The organism is Henriciella litoralis (genome assembly GCF_002088935.1).
Taxonomy (GTDB): domain Bacteria; phylum Pseudomonadota; class Alphaproteobacteria; order Caulobacterales; family Hyphomonadaceae; genus Henriciella; species Henriciella litoralis.
Genome location: NZ_NCSS01000006.1, coordinates 1,601,870 through 1,618,306, shown reverse-complemented (window position 1 = coordinate 1,618,306; position 16,437 = coordinate 1,601,870). Strand labels below are relative to the sequence as shown.

Genomic DNA, 16,437 nt, shown 5'->3' with positions numbered 1-16,437 from the left:
CTGTTACGGGCCTCTTAACGCCGCTGCTTGACACATATGTGACACATACTGCCCACAGAGGCCTAAAGCCTGTGGATGGCTGTCAGTCGAATGGCGCAGAACTTTCAAATGTGACGATTTTTTCGCTTCGGGGGTGGTCAAAGGCGAGTGCACCTGCATGCAGACACAAGCGCTCCGAAACGGTCTCCACCGTGCCATAAAGCCGGTCGCCGAGAATTGGATGGCCAATCGCGGCAAGGTGAAGCCGAATCTGATGGGTCCGGCCTGTAAGGGGCGTGACCTCCAGGAGACTGGCATGATCGCCGCGCCGCTTGACCTGCCAAAGCGTCTCGGATGGTTTTCCCGAAACTTCATCAATGCAGCGGGCGGGACGGTCCTCCCATCGACGCCCGATCGCCAGCGTAATGCGACCGGCCTCTTCGGCGGGCGCGCCCAGGACTTTCGCCATGTAGCGCTTTTCCACGCTTTTCGACTCGAAAAGGCTGGACATCGCCGACTGTGCCTCGCGATTGCGGGCGAAGGCAATCAGCCCTGACGTATCCATGTCGAGCCGGTGCACAATGAATGTCTCACCGAAGCGCTCCGTCAGGATCGATAAGGCCGAAAATTGTCGGTCCTTGCCGCGACCCGGCACCGACAGCAATCCGCTGGGCTTTTCCGCCACAATAATATCAGCGTCGATGTAGTGAATTGTGAGTGTATCTGCAGGCGGCGGAGAATAGGGGCGGGGCGCTGGGCGCGTCGACATTGTCTCAGCCGTTCACACTAGCCGTCGGCGTTTTGGTCTCGGTTTCGACGCGTGGGAGCCAGATGCCAAAGGTCGCGCCTTCGCCCTCACGACTGGCCACGGCCAGGCCACCGCGATGTCTCGCCATGATGTGCTTGACGATCGCTAGCCCAAGCCCGGTGCCCTCAATCTCACCGCCGCGGCTTTCATCTGCGCGATAAAAGCGCTCGCCGAGGCGGGCGAGGTGCTGACGGGCAATGCCCTGACCGGAATCGGCCACATTGATCCATGCCGCCGCCGCTTCGGAGGAGGCCCGCGGTTGCAGGAGGACGGCACTGATCGAGCGGCTCTGATTGGCTGTGGCCGAGGTTGCGGCTTCCGCCATGGATGGCGACACACCCATGCTGACAGAAACGGTCTCGCCTTTAGGCGAGTATTTCAGCGCATTGCCGACGAGGTTTTGTACCACTTGCGCAATTTCATCCCAGTTGGCAGTGACCGGCACTTTCTGATCGAGACCGCTGAGGGACAATTCGATCGCGCGCTCGGCGGCCAGCGGCTGTAGCGCCAGGATTGTGTGGCTAAGCACATCGCTGAGGTCGATGACCGTGTCCGGCGGACGATGCTCGCTGAACTCGATACGTGACAGAGACAGAAGGTCGGACACCAGATGGCGCATCCGGTCCGTCTGATTATGCATGATTTCCAGAAACCCGTCCCACGACTCGCGGTCATCGCGCGCTGGACCACGCATGGTTTCGATAAAGCCTGCCAGCGCGGTCAGGGGCGTGCGCAATTCATGGCTGGCATTCGCCAGAAAGTCGGCGCGCGCCCGCTCTGCACGGTGGACGGCTGTGCGGTCCTCGAACACGACGAAAACGCTATGGGGGGCAGGGCCCGATGTGAGGTGGGCGAGCCACAGCTCCTCGCCATCGACAGCCATGAACTCGACGCGCTCGCTCGCGCCGGTGCGCGCAACCCGGTCGGTGGCCGCCAACACATCTGGCTGGCGGATGATCACGGATTTGAGCGCGCCTTCAACATGCTTGATGCGGAAAATCTCATCCAGATGGCGGTTGGAATACTGGATGCGGCTTTCCTCGGAGATATAGAAAGCAGGGAAGGGCAGCGCGTGAATGAGCGACCGGATCGACGGATCCCGCGATCCTGTGGCAGGTTTCGCGCCCACGGAAGTAGCATCGCTCACAACTGGCGGCACCGAGCCCACAAAATAGGCAAGGGCGCCAGCGAACAGGACGAGGGCTGCCGTTAGCCCTTCTACGAAACCTAGTGAGCCAGAGATCACGAGCAGGGTCATCAGCCCGGCCCCGCCAAGGGTCAGCACGATAAAGTCGCGCGCGCGTTCGGCGCGGCGCGCATGGGTCTTGTGCGTTTCTCTATCTGTCATGGCCATTTGTTTAGAAACCAGAAGCCGGGCAATCCGACAAGCTGTCCGGTGCCATATCTATGCCAGAATGACGGGAGAACGTCCGATTTTCCCGAATGCAGACGTTTTCTCTATACAGGCTGCAAAACGTTATTGAAATTCGATAATTATTTGTTGACAGTCAACTAGTCGGCTTTTAGAGCACGATCAGAATGAATGAGGGTCGGATGAAACATCAAGGCGCACTTCTTGGCATCGTCATGCTCGCCGGATGCAGTACTGTCTCAGGTCTCGCTGGAGAGCCTGTGGCCATTTTTCCGGTTGCGCCAGATGCGCCATCGGCCTGGTCTGCAGCCGGTGTGACAGGTGACCTGCCAACCGGTAACTGGATCGGGCAGTTCAATGACCCCGTCATGAGCGATCTCGTCGATGAGGCGCTCGAGGCCAATCCAAACATCCGCGCACAATACTACATCGTGCAGACAGCCCGCGCTCAGGCCCGCAGCATTTATGGCCGGTCCTTGCCGAACGTTTCGGCAGGCGCCAGCGCCGGGGTCAATTCAACCTATTCCGAAGCTGCCGACGACCGGTTCACCGATCCGGTTTATGGGCTGCGCGCCGATGCGAGCTGGACGGCTGACCTTTGGGGGCGCATCGCGGCCCAGGTTGACGCCGCCCAATCCGACGTCGCTGCAAGCGAGGCGGATCTCGCCGCCGCGCGCCTCTCCCTGGCGGCGCAAACAGCCATCGCCTGGACCGACCTCAACGAAGCGCTGGCTCAGCAAAGCGTGGCCTTGAAGACTTACGAAGCCCGAGAGCGCGTCGTGACGCTAACTGAGCGCCGGTTCTCTCGCGGTCTTGCCAACGCGCTTGATGTGCGCACGGCCCGCAGCGCCATGGCGACCGCCGAAGCATCGATCGCTGCGCGCCGGCAGGCGAGCGGAAACGCCACTCGCCGACTTGAAATCCTCTTGGGCCGTTATCCGGGCAATCTGCTCGAAGCCCCGGCTGAGCTGCCAGACCTGGAGCCAATTGAAGCGGCTGGTACGCCGACACTCCTTCTCTCCCGGCGTCCTGATATTGCAGCGTCCGAAGCGCGCTTAATGTCAGCTGGTCTCAGGGCAGAGCAGGCCCGGCTCGCGCTTCTGCCGACCCTGTCGATTTCAGCCTCGCTGACAAATAATGAGACCGATCTGTCAGATCTGATCGACCCGACCCGGATTGCCGCCAATGCGATCGCATCTCTGGCTCAGCCCATCTTCAATGGCGGCGCGCTCAAGGCTGACCGGGACGCAGCAATCGCGAACGCTCAAGTCGCTCTGGCGAATTACGCATCGACAGTGCTAGTCGCCTGGCGTGAGGTTGAAGATGCGCTTGCTGCCGACACATTCCTGGCCAAGCAGGTTGAAGCCCAGAACCGGGCGCTGACCGAAGCGGTTGCAGCCGAAGATCTTGCCACCCGCCAATACACAAGCGGCGTCATCACAATCTTTAACCTGATCGACGCCCAGAGCCGACGCTTGAACGCTGAAAGCAATCTGATTGCCGCGCGTTCCGCCCGAATTTCGAACCGCATCCGCTTCCATCTGGCTGTCGGCGGCGCTGTCGAAGGCGATCCGTTCGACCCGAATTCTGATATAATCGCATCAAGCAACTGAGACCTTCCATGAAAAAAATTCTTGCGATCCTTCTTCCTGTCATTGTGTTGGTGGTGCTTGGTGGCGGCGGTTCCTTGCTCTTAAACAGTCTGAAGCCACCGGTTGAGCGCGCCGAAGAACAGCCGCGCGGCCTGTCGGTTTTCGCTGAGGCTGCTGAAGCGACGTCGCTGGAGCTTAAGGTCAATGCGCAGGGCGAAGTGCGCCCAAAGCGTCAGATCGTCGTTGCGCCGCAGATTTCCGGGCGCGTTTCATTTGTGTCACCTGATTTCGTCGATGGTGGTTTCATCCGTCAGGGACAGGTGCTGGTCCGGCTTGAGTCGGCCGACTATGAGCTTGCGGTTGTGCGCGCGAAGTCTGGTGTGGCCTCAGCTCAGCAGCGCCTAGCGCGTGAGCGGGCTGAAGCCGAACTGGCACTTCAGGACATTGAAGAACTCGGCATCGAGGATACAAGTCCACTGGCCCGCCGCGAACCACAGCTCGCTGAAGCTGAAGCGTCGCTCGATTCTGCCAAGGCACAGCTCGCTGACGCGCAACTTGCCCTCAACCGTACAGCCGTGACAGCGCCGTTTTCCGGCCGTGTGCGCGAGCGTACCGCTGATCTCGGTCAGTTTGTTAGCCCCGGGCAGTCGCTCGGCACGATCTTCGCCACGGATGTGGTCGAAGTCTCCTTGCCGCTGTCGGATGAAGAGCTCGGTCGTACAGGCCTGCCGCTCGCCTTCCAGGAAAGCGAACAGCAACGCGGCCCTAAAGTCGTCTTCTCTGCGTCGGTTGCGGGTGAGCCGCGCGAGTGGGTCGGCCGTGTGAAGCGCACATCCGCTGCGATCAACCCGCAAACCCGGCTCATCAATGTCATCGCTGAACTGGATGACCCTTATGGTGCAGGCTCAGATAATGGTGTGCCGATGGCGCCGGGTCTGTTTGTGAATGCTGCGATCGATGGGCGCAGCGTTGACAGTGTCGTGAAGATCCCACGGTCTGCGCTTCGCGGGGTGGATCAGGTCTTCATTGGCGATGGCCCCGCGGGTGAATTGCACATTCGCACGGTCGACGTCGTCTATAGTACAGAAGATGGCGCCTATGTTCGCAGCGGTGTCGCGCCCGGTGAGCTTGCCATTATTTCCCCTATTCAGGCGGCCTTCGACGGCATGAAGATCCAGGTCGTTGAGCGGATGCCCGATGGTAGCCTTGAGCCGCGCACGCCGCGGACAACTTCGATGAGCAGTGACTCTGAGGAAGGCTCCGCACAGGTTGCCAGCGAAGGTGAAGGAGCCCCCCAATGAACGGTATCGTCGCCTGGTTCGCCAAGAACTCCATCGCCGCCAACCTGCTGATGATTGTGGCGCTGATCGGCGGCACTTTCGGCTTTCTCAGTCTCGAAAAAGAGGCATTCCCATCCGCTGACTTTAACGGTGCCAGCGTCTCTATTGCCTGGCCCGGTGCCTCTCCGCAGGACGTTGAAGATCAGATTGTCGTACGCCTCGAAGAAGTTGTCGCAGACATGGACGGGCTCAAAAGGCTGATTGGCTCTGCGCGTGAAGGCGTCGGATATATCAACCTCGAGATTGAACTGGACGCCGATGTTGATGAGTTCGTCGACGAGGTGAAGCGCCGCGTTGACACGATCTCCAACCTGCCGCAATCGAGCTTTCCGCCGCAGGTCAGCCGCTGGCGTCAGGATAACCCGTATCTGGGGCTCGCGCTTCACGGCAATGTCGATCAGCGCACGCTGAAATACTATGTCGAAAAAGTACGAGACGATATTGCGCTGCTGGAAGGTGGCGAGCTTGCTATGGTCAATGGCACGCTCCAGGAAGAGGTTTCTATCGAAGTCTCAGAAGAGGCGCTGCGTCGCTATAATCTGACATTTCAGGAAGTGGCGAATGCGGTCCGGAGCTCGTCACTGAACTCATCGGGCGGCGCGGTGCGCACCGATACAGGCACGGTCGCGCTTCAGTCGCGTCAACTGGCCGATACGCGCGCTGATTTTGAAAATATCATTGTCCGGGAGACAATGGGTGGCGGTGCGATCCGTATTCGCGATGTTGCCAATGTCGTCGATGGGTTTGTCGATGGCGACCTTGAGGCCACGTTCGACGGCGAACCAACGGCCTTCATCATGGTCAACTCGCCCGAGAAAATGGACATCGCGGCCTATTCCGACACCATTCTGGACTATGTCGAGCGGGCCAATAGCGGTCGCGGATCCGACGCGCTGCCTGAAGGTCTGCGTATCGACATGCTGTTTGACCAGTCCGAGGTCTATCGGGGCCGGATGGATACCATCAGCTCAGCCGCCTTCCAGGGGATGGCGCTGGTGATGATCATCCTCATCCTGTTCCTTCGGCCAATCGTTGCCTTCTGGGTCACGATCGGCATCGGGACCGCGTTCGCGGGCGGCATGCTGATTCTCCCGCTCTTTGGTGTTTCGCTGAACTTCCTGTCGCTTTTCGCGGTCCTGCTGGTGATCGGCGTGGTCGTCGACGATGCGATCGTTGTGGGGGAGAATATTCACAAGGAAGTCGAGAGCGGGCGAAGTCACGGCCTGACCGCAGCGGTCACCGGCACGCAGCTTGTTCTCAAGCCCGTCATTTTCGGCGTCATCACGACGATGATCATGTTCGCCCCGTGGGCGTTCCTGCCGGGGCCGGAGCGCCAGTTCACGGCCCAGATCACCTATGTTGTCGTTGCGGCTCTAACTTTCTCGCTGCTTGAGGCGATGCTGATCCTGCCAGCTCACCTTGGTCATATGGAGCGACAGAATTTCGATGGTCCGGTCGGCAAGTTGATGCATCTGCAGCAGACCATTGCTGACAGTCTGCTGACCTTTGCAAACAAGATCTACAAGCCGGTACTCGAATGGGCCGTGCAGTTCAGATATGTGACGATTGCCGGATTCACCTCGCTTTTCATCCTCTCAGTTGTGTTGCTGCAGACCGGCGTCCTGCCTTTCCGCTTCATGCCGGAAATTGAGGATGATCTTGTCCGGGTCAGCGTTGACCTGCCGGATGGGTCACCATTCTCCCGGTCGCTGGAAGTGCGCGATCAATTGCAGATGGCTGTGACCGCGTCGCGCGCCGCATTTGACGAGAAGTACCCTGAACTGGGCGACCAGCATCTGATCCAAAGCGTGTCGATCGTCGCTAGCGAGGGTCAGGTTCAATCCTGGATCGGCCTGATGTCGCCGGAATCCCGTCCGGAAGGTGTCACGACCAAGGAAGTGGCTGACCAGTTGCGGGCCGACTTTGGCGAAGTCCCTGATGCAGAGGAGGTCAACTTTGCCTTCACGATCAACGACTCCGACAATTCTATCCGGTTCGCCATCAACCATGATGATCTCGACACGCTGCGAACAGCTGCCGACGAGGTAAAGGCTCAGCTCGCGACCTATGAGCAGACCTACGACATTGGTGACAATCTGTCCTCGGCCGCCGAGGAAGTCCGGATTGAGCTTAAACCGGGGGCGACGACACTCGGCGTTACTCTGAACGACATCACATCGCAGGTTCGCGCCGCCTATTATGGCATCGAAGCCCAACGGCTTCCGCGAGACGGTGACGATGTGCGTGTGATGGTTCGCTATCCGGAGGCGGCGCGTCGTTCGCTTGATAGTCTCGACAGTCTGCGTATCCGCACGCCGGATGGCCGCGAGATTCCGTTGCAGCAAGTTGCAGAGATCTCGTTTGCGCCGGGGATCAACCGGATCCTTCGCCGCGAGCGTCAGCGGTCTGTGACCATCTTCGCTGACCTTGTTGGTGACGGCACACGGGCGACCATCTCCGAAGACATGGAGCAGAATTTCTGGCCCGAATTTGCAAAGAAATATCCGGAGATTACTCGCGGCGTTGTCGGTAGCGCCGAGTCCGAACAGGAATTCTTCGGCGATATCATTCAGCTGTACATCATTGCCTTTGTGGCGATGTACATCCTGCTGGCAATCGCGTTCCAGTCCTACTCGCAACCCTTGTTGCTGATGGTGGCTATTCCGTTCGGCTTTGCCGGGGCCGCGTTCGGACACGTCGCGTTTGGCACGCCAATGGCGCTATTCTCCATGTTCGGGATCGGTGCGGCGGCCGGGGTTGTCATCAACGATAACCTGGTCCTCGTTGACTATATCAACAGGCGCCGGGATGAAGGCGCGGGCGCGCTACAAGCAATCGTGGATGCCGGTGTGTCCCGTTTCCGGCCCATTCTGCTGACGTCGGTCACGACGTTCGTCGGTATCCTGCCGATGATTACGCAGAAATCGGTGCAGGCACAGTTCCTCAAGCCGATGGTTGTCTCGCTCGGATCGGCTGTCGCCTTTGCCCTGTTCGTCTCTCTTCTTCTTGTGCCGGCCCTTTACGCCGTTGGCTGTGAAGTCGGTCGGATATTCCGATGGACCTGGGGTGGCCGTCCGTACCGCCACATCGGCGATAGCTATGAAGGCGATGCGCAGATCGACGAGGAAGAACTGATAGGCACCCGTCATGGTGGACGCACGCAACCGGCAGAATAGAAAACCATGAAACTGCACGCCGCGGGTGGAAACTTCCCCGCGGCGTGTAATTATTGAATTTATTGATCTGGAGGATATCCCGAATGAAAAAACTTCTCGCTGGCGTGGCCACAGTTGCGCTTCTTGGCGCATGCGCGACCACCGAAACAGAAACCCCTGAAATCGAGACTTCATCTGTAAGCGTCGAAACCGATACCGGCGCCGAAGCTGAAGTTCAGATTGTTGAGACGACATCGCCCGATTACTGGGGCGACTGGGGCATTGATACGGGCGCGATGGACACCGACGTCAAGCCTGGCGACAACTTCTTCATGTACGCCAACGGCGAATGGTTCGACGAATTTGAACTGCCGGCTGACAAGACCCGTTACGGCGCGTTTGATCTGCTGCGCGAGAAATCAGAGCAACAGACCCGTTTCATCATTGAAGATCTGGCCGCTGAAAAGCCGTCGGCTGATACATCTGAAGGCAAGGTTGCCGCTGTCTATAATGCCTATATGGACACCGATGCGATCGAAGCTGCCGGTATGGCGCCGGCCCAGCCCTATCTGGACAAGATTGCCGCCATCGACAGCCGCGAAGACCTCGCACGCATCTTTGTAACCGTTGGCTACTCGTCTCCGATCAACGGATTCGTCTGGGTCGATGACAAGGATCCTGACGACTACATCTTCCAGGTATCGATGGGTGGCCTCGGGCTTCCCGACCGCGAATACTACCTCAAGGATGACGAAAAGTCGGTCAATATCCGGACCGAGTACGAAGCCCTCCTGACCTTCCTGCTTGAGAAGGCCGGATATGAGGATGCTGCGGCAAAGGCCGCTGATGTCCTCGCTCTCGAAACAGAGCTTGCGAAGGCAGACTGGGACCGCGCGATTAGCCGTAACCCTGAGATCACTTACAACAAGCTTACCCGCGACGAGCTTGGCAAGCTTGCTGGCGACTTCCCGCTTGCGGCCGCGCTGACAGAGCTTGGCGTGAATGACGAGCAGGAATTTCTGGTGACCGAAGTGCCGCCAACGGCAGAAGAAATTGAAGCTGCCGGCCTCAGCGAGGAAGACGTGGAAAAGCTCGGCGCTGGTCTACCAGCCGCTTTTGAGCTGGCGAACACGGCCGACCTTGAGACCTGGAAGGCCTATCTCGCGGCCCACATGATCTCGAATTTCTCTTCGGTCCTGCCGAAAGAAATCGATGACCGTGACTTTGCTTTCTTTGGCACCGTCCTGAACGGTCAGCCAGAACAGCGTCCTCGCTGGAAGCGGGCCGTTTCGAACGTAACCGGCACGCTGGGTGAAGCGATCGGCGAAGTCTATGTCGAGCGCTATTTCCCACCGGAAAACAAGCAGAAGATGGATGCGCTCGTCGCTAACCTCCGCGCAGCAATGCATGCCAATCTCGAAGACCTGGCATGGATGGGCGAGGAAACCCGCATCAAGGCGAAGGACAAGCTCGACAAGTTCAATCCCAAGATCGGTTATCCGAACAAGTTCGAGACTTATGAAACGCTTGAAGTGAGCGGCGACAATGCCTTCGAGAACGCTGTCAGCGCGGCTCAGTATGAGCTTGAAGACAATCTCGACCGTCTGAACGAGAAACCGGACCGCGATGAGTGGTTCATGACGCCTCAGACCGTGAACGCCTATTACAATCCGGGATACAACGAGATCGTCTTCCCGGCTGCGATCCTTCAACCGCCATTCTTCAACGCGACGGCTGATCCGGCTGTGAATTACGGCGCTATTGGCGGTGTTATTGGCCACGAAATGGGCCATGGCTTCGATGATCAGGGCTCCAAGTTCAATGGCGACGGTGTTCTTGCCAATTGGTGGACCGAAGATGATCGTGAGGCCTTTGATGCCCTCACGTCCGCGCTTGTCGCCCAGTACAATCAGTACTGTCCGCTTGAAGAAGGTGAGCCATGCGTCAACGGCAAGCTGACGCTCGGTGAAAACATCGGTGACCTGGGCGGTCTGTCGCTCGCCTACCGCGCCTATCAGATCAGCCTCGACACAAATGGCGACGGCGTTGTCAGCGAGGATGAGCAAGCACCGGTCATCGGCGGCTATACCGGCGACCAGCGCTTCTTCATGGCTTGGGCGCAGGTCTGGCGTTCGAAGTATCGCGATGAAGCCTTGCGCAATCAGCTTCTGACCGATCCACACTCGCCGGCGGAATACCGCGTCAACGGCATCGTCCGTAATTTTGACGAGTGGTATGACGCGTTCGACGTGACCGAAGACGACGCGCTCTACCTTCCACCGGAAGAACGCATCCGGATCTGGTAAGCGACACCGGATAATTGAGAAGGCGGGCCAGATCGGCCCGCCTTTTTCGTTTCAGGCACCTCTATTTGCGTTCTTCACAACTCGATCTGTGTCTGGCTTAATTGCGGGGGCGGGGTTGATGGGAGAATGCCATGCCGATGCCTCCGGCAGTTGAGGCCTATTTCGAGGCCATGGACGGACCGATGCGGGAGATCGCCGAGGCGCTGGCACGCCTGGTGCCCGAACGCGGCCCGCATTTGATCGCGACACTTGCCTGGGGGCAGCCCTGCTGGTCGGGACATGAGCGGGTGGCGTCTGTTGTCGCGCATGCCCGACATTGCAATTTGCAGCTCTGGGCAGGCGCGCGCCTTGCGCCTTATTTTGATGGCCGGATCGAGGGCAATGGCAAGGCGCTTCGCCATGTCAAAGTGCGCTCGCTTTCTGACATTGATGATCAACTGATCGACATCATCGACCAGGCAATCCTGCTGGATCAGAATGCGCCGGAAAAGGTCCGCTGAAACATCCGCCCCGCGCCGGAGAGGAGAGCGTCAGCCCGCTAACGGTATCTGGCCCTTGGCAAACCTGAAAAGCCGTATAATTTCGACGGGCTGGGGCAAATTGGGATACGTCCGATGATCCGTCCAATATGTGTGACGCTTGCCGCACTCGCCTGTTTACCGATGGCACAATCTGCCAGCGCTCAGGCCAGTGATACGTTGACGGCCATTATCCAGAATGGCGCGACGTTCAGTACGCAGGGCTTCAAGATCAATGTGAACTACGCCGAAGACGGCACGTTTTCAGGCGATGCGGCCGGCTCTGATTTTTCGGGCACCTATCGTATTGAGGGCGACCAGCTGTGCACATCGTCCAGCCTGTCTTCATCGGAAACGTGCACCGAATACCCACCCGGCAAGGCGCCAGGCGATACGTTTGAAGTGTCCAGTCCGACAATGGGCACGATAACGGTGCTCATCAATTCGCCGGAATAGGGCAAGGCGACCGTTCGGATCAGGCTGACCCAATCCGAACGGTTTACTCAGCTTATCAAAGCGTCGGATTGATCAGGAATTTCTCGCCGGTGCGCTTGGCATTGTAGTTTTGCAGCGTTTCGGGATCGAGCGCCTGCTGAAGCGAGATCTCGTCCGTGTAATGGCTGGCAAAGGTTGTCTTCAGCTCATCCATGACGCGCTTGCGTAGCTTTTCACGGCCTTCCGAGCCGATCTTCTGCAGGAAGTAGGTCAGTAGGTAACCGCCCGCATTCCATGCCATGCCGACACCCGGTGGGATCATTGTCGGGCTGAGGTCCAGCCGTCCATAGATATAGACCTGCTTCGGATCGGCAGAGCCATAGCGGCTGAATTCAGAGCCCATGCTGGCAGCAGCTTCCATCGCCATCAGGATCTGACCGGCCAGTGGTCCGCCGCCGATAGCGTCGAATGCGATCGTCGCTTTCGTCTCGGCCAGGGCCTTGATGAGGTCTTCCATGAAGCTGTCGCTTGAGGAATTGACGATATATTTCGCTCCAAGATCACGCAGGATTTTCTCCTGCTCCGGCTTGCGCACGATGTTTACGAGGTCCACGCCATCAGCGATGCAGATCTTGTTCAGCATCTGGCCGAGATTGGAGGCTGCTGCTGTGTGGATCAGGGCCTTATGGCCTTCCATCCGCATCGTCTCTGGCATTGAGAGCGCGGTCAGGGGATTGACGAAACAGGACGCGCCATCACGGGCGCTCGCATCGTCGGGAAGCTGCATGACCTGCGCGACGTTCAACAGGCGGTATTCGCCGTAGAATTCCCCGCCAAGTCCGGTCACCTTCTTGCCGAGCAGGGCTTGCGCGGCGTCCGAGCTGCCCGCGGCGACGACGGTACCGGCGCCTTCATTGCCAACGGCCAGAGACTGGCCGACGCGTGCTTTCATGGCCCGCATGGCCGGCTTTGGGATGTCGGCTGTCAGAACAGGCTGTTTGTCGGTGCCAGATTTTTTCAGCGTTGAGAGGTCGGCGGCCCCGACCAGCAGGCCAAGGTCAGACGGGTTGATCGGCGTGGCTTCGACCTTGATCAGGATATCGCCATCGCCGGGTTTCGGCACGGGCACCTCCTGCAAGGACAGCTCGAGGTGGCCGCTTTCCTTCACAAGCGAACGAAGTTGAAGGGCGGTATCTGGAATCGACGATGACATTAAGGGCTCCCTGCCGTTTGATTATTCAATATTCTTTTTGGAATCCTGAAATGACGGTGCAGCGTCTCATGTGCAAGGGCCGAGGCAGAATAAGCCTGTTCAGGCCCAGACATTCTCGCACTCTACACGCCCCGGAAAAATAGAGATACCGAACTATATTTATCTTTGTGTGGGCGCCCATTTCGCGTATGAAGGAGGCGGGGAAACAGAAGGATTTAGACCCATGTACATGAAAACAATTAAACTGGCCGCCGTTGCGGCAGTTCTAGTGGGCACCGCGGCTGCAGAAGACCTGGACACGCTGGTTGCTGTCACAACCAACGGCGTGGTGCTGACGACTAGCGGTTACTCGATCGACATCGACTATGCAGACGATGGCACATATTCAGGCAGCGTGATGGGCTCGGCTTTCACGGGCAAGTGGAACATTGATGGCGATCAGCTGTGCACCTCGTCCAGCCTCGCGCCGACCGAAACCTGCACGACGTATCCGGCCGGCAAGGGACCGGGCGACAGCTTTGAGGTCGAAAACCCGACCCTGGGTACCGTTACGGTAAAGATCAACGAATAGCTTTTGCTATGAAGGCGCTAAATGCCCCCGGTTATCCGATCGGGGGCATTTTCTTTGGTGTTGATACAAGCAACGGCAAAGGGCTTGCGCGCGCCTCGGCCTCACCCCACCTCAAACTCAGCCCGCTGCACTTGACCGGAGCCGTACTCCGGGCGCAAAACCTCGCAGCTGCAACAAGAATTTATCGCTATCAGGAGGAATACTCATGTCTCAACAGGATCCGGTGGTCATCGTCGGAATGTCTCGCACGCCCATGGGCGGTTTGCTTGGAGACCTTTCAGGCATGTCTGCCAACGAGCTTGGCGCAATCGCTGTGAAAGCGGCCTCCGATGAGGCAAAGCTCGGCGCAGACGAAGTCAATGAGATCATCATGGGCAACTGCCTGCCTGCTGGTCAGGGTCAGGCACCTGCACGTCAGGCGGCCATCAAGGCCGGCCTCGACAAGGGCACCGAGGCCACCACGATCAATAAGATGTGCGGCTCCGGTCTTCAGGCGACTGTCATGGGCGCCAATGCTATTTCGGCTGGTAATGCAACAATTGTCATCGCGGGCGGCATGGAGTCCATGACCAATGCGCCTCACCTTGTCGATATGCGCAAGGGCCACAAATACGGCGCGACCACCATGAAGGATCATATGGCGACGGACGGCCTCGAGGACGCCTATGCGGGCGGCCCGATGGGCAACTTCGCCGACATGATCGCTGAAAAGTACCAGTTCACTCGTGAGCAACAGGATGCCTACGCGCTTGAAACGTTGGCCCGCGCGCAGAAAGCCACTGAAACCGGCAAGTTCAAACGTGAAATCGTGCCTGTCACGATGAAAACCCGCAAGGGCGACGTGACGGTCGATACCGATGAGCTCCCACGCACCGCACGCCCGGACAAGATCCCAAGCCTTCGTCCTGCCTTCAACAAGGATGGCACCGTCACCGCCGCCAATGCGTCGGCCATTTCTGATGGCGCGGCCGCTCTGGTTCTGATGCGCAAGTCTGAAGCTGAAAAGCGCGGCCTGAAGCCGATCGCAACGATCGTCTCATCCTCCAGCCACGCGCATGAGCCGGAATACTTCACGACGGCCCCTGTGCCTGCCATGCAGAAAGCCCTCGATAAGGCTGGCTGGTCCAAGGAAGATGTCGGCCTGTGGGAAATCAACGAAGCTTTTGCGGTCGTTCCGATGATCGCGATGAAAGAGCTCGGCATTTCGCATGATATCGTCAACGTGAATGGCGGCGCCTGTGCCATGGGTCACCCGATCGGCGCGTCCGGCGCGCGTATTCTCGTGACGCTGCTGGCGGCCATGGAAGACCGCGATGTGAAGAAGGGCGTTGCTTCGCTCTGCATCGGCGGCGGCGAAGGCATCGCAATGTGCGTAGAGCGCGCATAGCACCGACCTTCTGACGAACACTTAATTATTGGGAGGCATGCGCAGCCGCGTTTGCCTCCCTTTTATTTTGAGGAAACTTCGCGCCCCTTCTGCACGTGCGAGATAATTTCATCGCGTAGCTGGGCAGTCGCGTCCACAGCGGGGTCGCTATACTGGTTGGTATCAATCACCAGGGCGATGCCAAGCTCAGGCGCGATCATCACACGCGACAACCACATTGTGTTCGAGCCTGCATGCTCATAGGCGCGGCCAATGTCGCTGCGGTCTGAAACGCCCCATCCCATCGCATAGGTGGCCGCTTCATCTGGATGCGGCGTGAACAGTTTTTCCCGGACTGAAACGGGGACAAGTTCACTGTCGTCCCGAAGGAATTCCCTCAACAGCCTCACATGGCTCGCCAGCGGGGCGTGCAGGGTTCCGGCTGGGCCAAGCGCCTGCGGATTGTCAGCGCCCACGCCTCGGCCTTTGGGCACAAGTCCGCCAAACATGCCGGGACCATGACCCTGCAGCCCAGTCTGCGGTGGGCCAAAGCCCCAGCCCTCGCTCCACTCGCCGCCGGGAACGTTCAGGACATAGGCCCGCATGGCATCTTCCCAGTCCATGTCCAGCAGCGTCTCAATCGCGGCGCCTGCGATAATGTAATTGAGGTTGGAATACTCGAACTCACCGATTTCGCCCGGCGGCTTGCGGAGCCGGTCCTGGGTCGTCTTGAGCCTTTGTTCGCGGACCGATGCGTCATCCGCCCGCCGCGCCATGATCCAGAAAGGGCCGGTTTGCCCAACGCCGGACCGATGAGCGAAAAGGTCTTCCACGGTCACGTCAGACCAGCCCGCATCCATGTCCGTCATATCGGGGAACAGCTCATTCAGCGTCGCGCCCCATTCAGCCTGTCCGTCCTCGACAAGCCGCGCATAGAGCAGGGCCGTCAGCGCCTTGGTGTTCGACCCAATATGCCAGGCATCCTGCGGCGAGACCGGCGTATCGGACTTGATCGTCACTGTTCCCGAAACGGCGACAATAGGGTCGCCGTCGATGCCAATGACGGCGGCGCCGAGCGCAATCAGATCATGGGTCTCCCGAACGTCCTCGACCGTGCTGTCGAGCCAATCCTGAGACACGGGTTGCTGAGCTTGCCCCGGCAAGGCTGCCGCAATGAGTAGGAGTAGAACCAGACCCGTCCGTATCATTGGAACATCGGTCTTTCTGCCATGCTTAGCTGGTCGGAATATAGTCGCTGACGAGGCCCAGCGGCAGCGCTGTTGTGCGCTTCGCGATATTGATCACGATACGCGACTGCACATCGGACACCAGGCCTGACCCGAGCAGCTTGTCGCGCAGGAACGCATCATAGGCGTGCATGTCAGTTGTTGTGATGCGTATGACATAATCGACGGCGCCGGTTACGGTCATGCATTCGAGAACTTCCGCCCACTTCTGGACAAGTTGCTCGAATGTTGCGAGGTTTTCCTTGCTGGGCAGAGCAAGCTTCACGCTGGCAACGACCTCGAAACCGAGGCCAAGCGTGTCGCGGTCCAGCAGGGTCACACGGCCCTGGATGATGCCGGCTTCCTCCATCCGCTTGATGCGGCGCCAGCACGGGGAAGAGGACAGACCCACACGGTCCGCGATCTCCGCGACCGACAAGGCTGCATCCTTCTGGATCAGATCCAGGATCTTCGCATCGATTGCGTCAAGTGTGTGAGGCAATTTCTCTCCCAAATTCACATTAATCGTGGAACAACTTGCCCGTTACTACGCTAT

At 58.8% G+C, this 16,437-nt stretch carries 13 protein-coding genes; 8 read left to right on the top strand and 5 right to left on the bottom strand.

All coding sequences use genetic code 11. The features are described 5' to 3' along the window. Window positions 1–82: 82 nt before the first annotated feature. Window positions 83–748 carry an RluA family pseudouridine synthase gene (locus tag B8783_RS11300; RefSeq protein ID WP_084420227.1) on the bottom strand — a complete coding sequence of 222 codons (666 nt, stop codon included), beginning with the start codon at window positions 746–748 and terminating at the stop codon, window positions 83–85. Between the two features lie 4 nt (window positions 749–752). Next, window positions 753–2,135, bottom strand: coding sequence for a sensor histidine kinase (locus B8783_RS11295; RefSeq protein WP_169711782.1), 1,383 nt, complete (start codon window positions 2,133–2,135; stop codon window positions 753–755). A 206-nt stretch (window positions 2,136–2,341) separates the two neighbouring features. Between B8783_RS11295 and B8783_RS11290 the strand changes: the two genes are divergently transcribed. The 6 genes from B8783_RS11290 (at window position 2,342) to B8783_RS11265 (ending at window position 11,526) form a co-directional block, all read left to right on the top strand. After that, window positions 2,342–3,772, top strand: coding sequence for an efflux transporter outer membrane subunit (locus tag B8783_RS11290; RefSeq protein WP_084420225.1), 1,431 nt, complete (start codon window positions 2,342–2,344; stop codon window positions 3,770–3,772). An 8-nt stretch (window positions 3,773–3,780) separates the two neighbouring features. Then, window positions 3,781–5,052, top strand: a complete 1,272-nt coding sequence (locus tag B8783_RS11285) for an efflux RND transporter periplasmic adaptor subunit (RefSeq protein WP_084420224.1) — start codon at window positions 3,781–3,783, stop codon at window positions 5,050–5,052. Then, the gene (locus tag B8783_RS11280) at window positions 5,049–8,267 is read left to right on the top strand and encodes an efflux RND transporter permease subunit (protein WP_084420223.1); all 3,219 of its coding nucleotides are present in this window, start codon (window positions 5,049–5,051) and stop codon (window positions 8,265–8,267) included. Before B8783_RS11285 ends, B8783_RS11280 begins: the two co-directional genes overlap by 4 nt. 83 nt (window positions 8,268–8,350) lie before the next feature. Continuing rightward, on the top strand, window positions 8,351–10,552 hold the full coding sequence (locus tag B8783_RS11275; protein WP_084420222.1) for a M13 family metallopeptidase: 2,202 nt from the start codon (window positions 8,351–8,353) through the stop codon (window positions 10,550–10,552). A 131-nt stretch (window positions 10,553–10,683) separates the two neighbouring features. Then, window positions 10,684–11,052 carry a DUF1801 domain-containing protein gene (locus tag B8783_RS11270; protein WP_084420221.1) on the top strand — a complete coding sequence of 123 codons (369 nt, stop codon included), beginning with the start codon at window positions 10,684–10,686 and terminating at the stop codon, window positions 11,050–11,052. 114 nt (window positions 11,053–11,166) lie between these two features. Beyond that, the gene (locus B8783_RS11265; RefSeq protein ID WP_139792341.1) at window positions 11,167–11,526 is read left to right on the top strand and encodes a hypothetical protein; all 360 of its coding nucleotides are present in this window, start codon (window positions 11,167–11,169) and stop codon (window positions 11,524–11,526) included. Window positions 11,527–11,581: 55 nt separating this feature from the next. On the opposite strand, the gene B8783_RS11260 is transcribed toward B8783_RS11265, so the two are convergent. Then, entirely contained in the window at window positions 11,582–12,718 is a 1,137-nt protein-coding gene (locus B8783_RS11260; protein ID WP_084420219.1) for a zinc-binding dehydrogenase, read from the bottom strand. A gap of 229 nt (window positions 12,719–12,947) precedes the next feature. Here B8783_RS11260 and B8783_RS11255 point away from each other — a divergent pair, with 229 nt between their 5' ends. Next, complete coding sequence (locus tag B8783_RS11255) at window positions 12,948–13,289, top strand: hypothetical protein (protein WP_139792340.1); 342 nt, start codon at window positions 12,948–12,950, stop codon at window positions 13,287–13,289. Window positions 13,290–13,494: 205 nt separating this feature from the next. After that, on the top strand, window positions 13,495–14,676 hold the full coding sequence (locus tag B8783_RS11250; RefSeq protein WP_084420217.1) for a thiolase family protein: 1,182 nt from the start codon (window positions 13,495–13,497) through the stop codon (window positions 14,674–14,676). 62 nt (window positions 14,677–14,738) lie between these two features. Here the strand turns inward: B8783_RS11250 and B8783_RS11245 are convergent, their stop codons facing one another. Next, entirely contained in the window at window positions 14,739–15,863 is a 1,125-nt protein-coding gene (locus tag B8783_RS11245; protein WP_084420216.1) for a serine hydrolase domain-containing protein, read from the bottom strand. A gap of 25 nt (window positions 15,864–15,888) precedes the next feature. Next, window positions 15,889–16,383, bottom strand: coding sequence for an Lrp/AsnC family transcriptional regulator (locus B8783_RS11240; protein ID WP_084420215.1), 495 nt, complete (start codon window positions 16,381–16,383; stop codon window positions 15,889–15,891). Between the last annotated feature and the right edge of the window lie 54 nt (window positions 16,384–16,437).

Bases quoted from the DNA above. Each gene is read 5' to 3' on its own strand.
- B8783_RS11300 (WP_084420227.1), bottom strand. From the start codon at position 748: ATGTCGACGCGCCCAGCGCCCCGCCCCTATTCTCCGCCGCCTGCAGAT.
- B8783_RS11295 (WP_169711782.1), bottom strand. From the start codon at position 2,135: ATGACAGATAGAGAAACGCACAAGACCCATGCGCGCCGCGCCGAACGC.
- B8783_RS11290 (WP_084420225.1), top strand. From the start codon at position 2,342: ATGAAACATCAAGGCGCACTTCTTGGCATCGTCATGCTCGCCGGATGC.
- B8783_RS11285 (WP_084420224.1), top strand. From the start codon at position 3,781: ATGAAAAAAATTCTTGCGATCCTTCTTCCTGTCATTGTGTTGGTGGTG.
- B8783_RS11280 (WP_084420223.1), top strand. From the start codon at position 5,049: ATGAACGGTATCGTCGCCTGGTTCGCCAAGAACTCCATCGCCGCCAAC.
- B8783_RS11275 (WP_084420222.1), top strand. From the start codon at position 8,351: ATGAAAAAACTTCTCGCTGGCGTGGCCACAGTTGCGCTTCTTGGCGCA.
- B8783_RS11270 (WP_084420221.1), top strand. From the start codon at position 10,684: ATGCCGATGCCTCCGGCAGTTGAGGCCTATTTCGAGGCCATGGACGGA.
- B8783_RS11265 (WP_139792341.1), top strand. From the start codon at position 11,167: ATGATCCGTCCAATATGTGTGACGCTTGCCGCACTCGCCTGTTTACCG.
- B8783_RS11260 (WP_084420219.1), bottom strand. From the start codon at position 12,718: ATGTCATCGTCGATTCCAGATACCGCCCTTCAACTTCGTTCGCTTGTG.
- B8783_RS11255 (WP_139792340.1), top strand. From the start codon at position 12,948: ATGAAAACAATTAAACTGGCCGCCGTTGCGGCAGTTCTAGTGGGCACC.
- B8783_RS11250 (WP_084420217.1), top strand. From the start codon at position 13,495: ATGTCTCAACAGGATCCGGTGGTCATCGTCGGAATGTCTCGCACGCCC.
- B8783_RS11245 (WP_084420216.1), bottom strand. From the start codon at position 15,863: ATGATACGGACGGGTCTGGTTCTACTCCTACTCATTGCGGCAGCCTTG.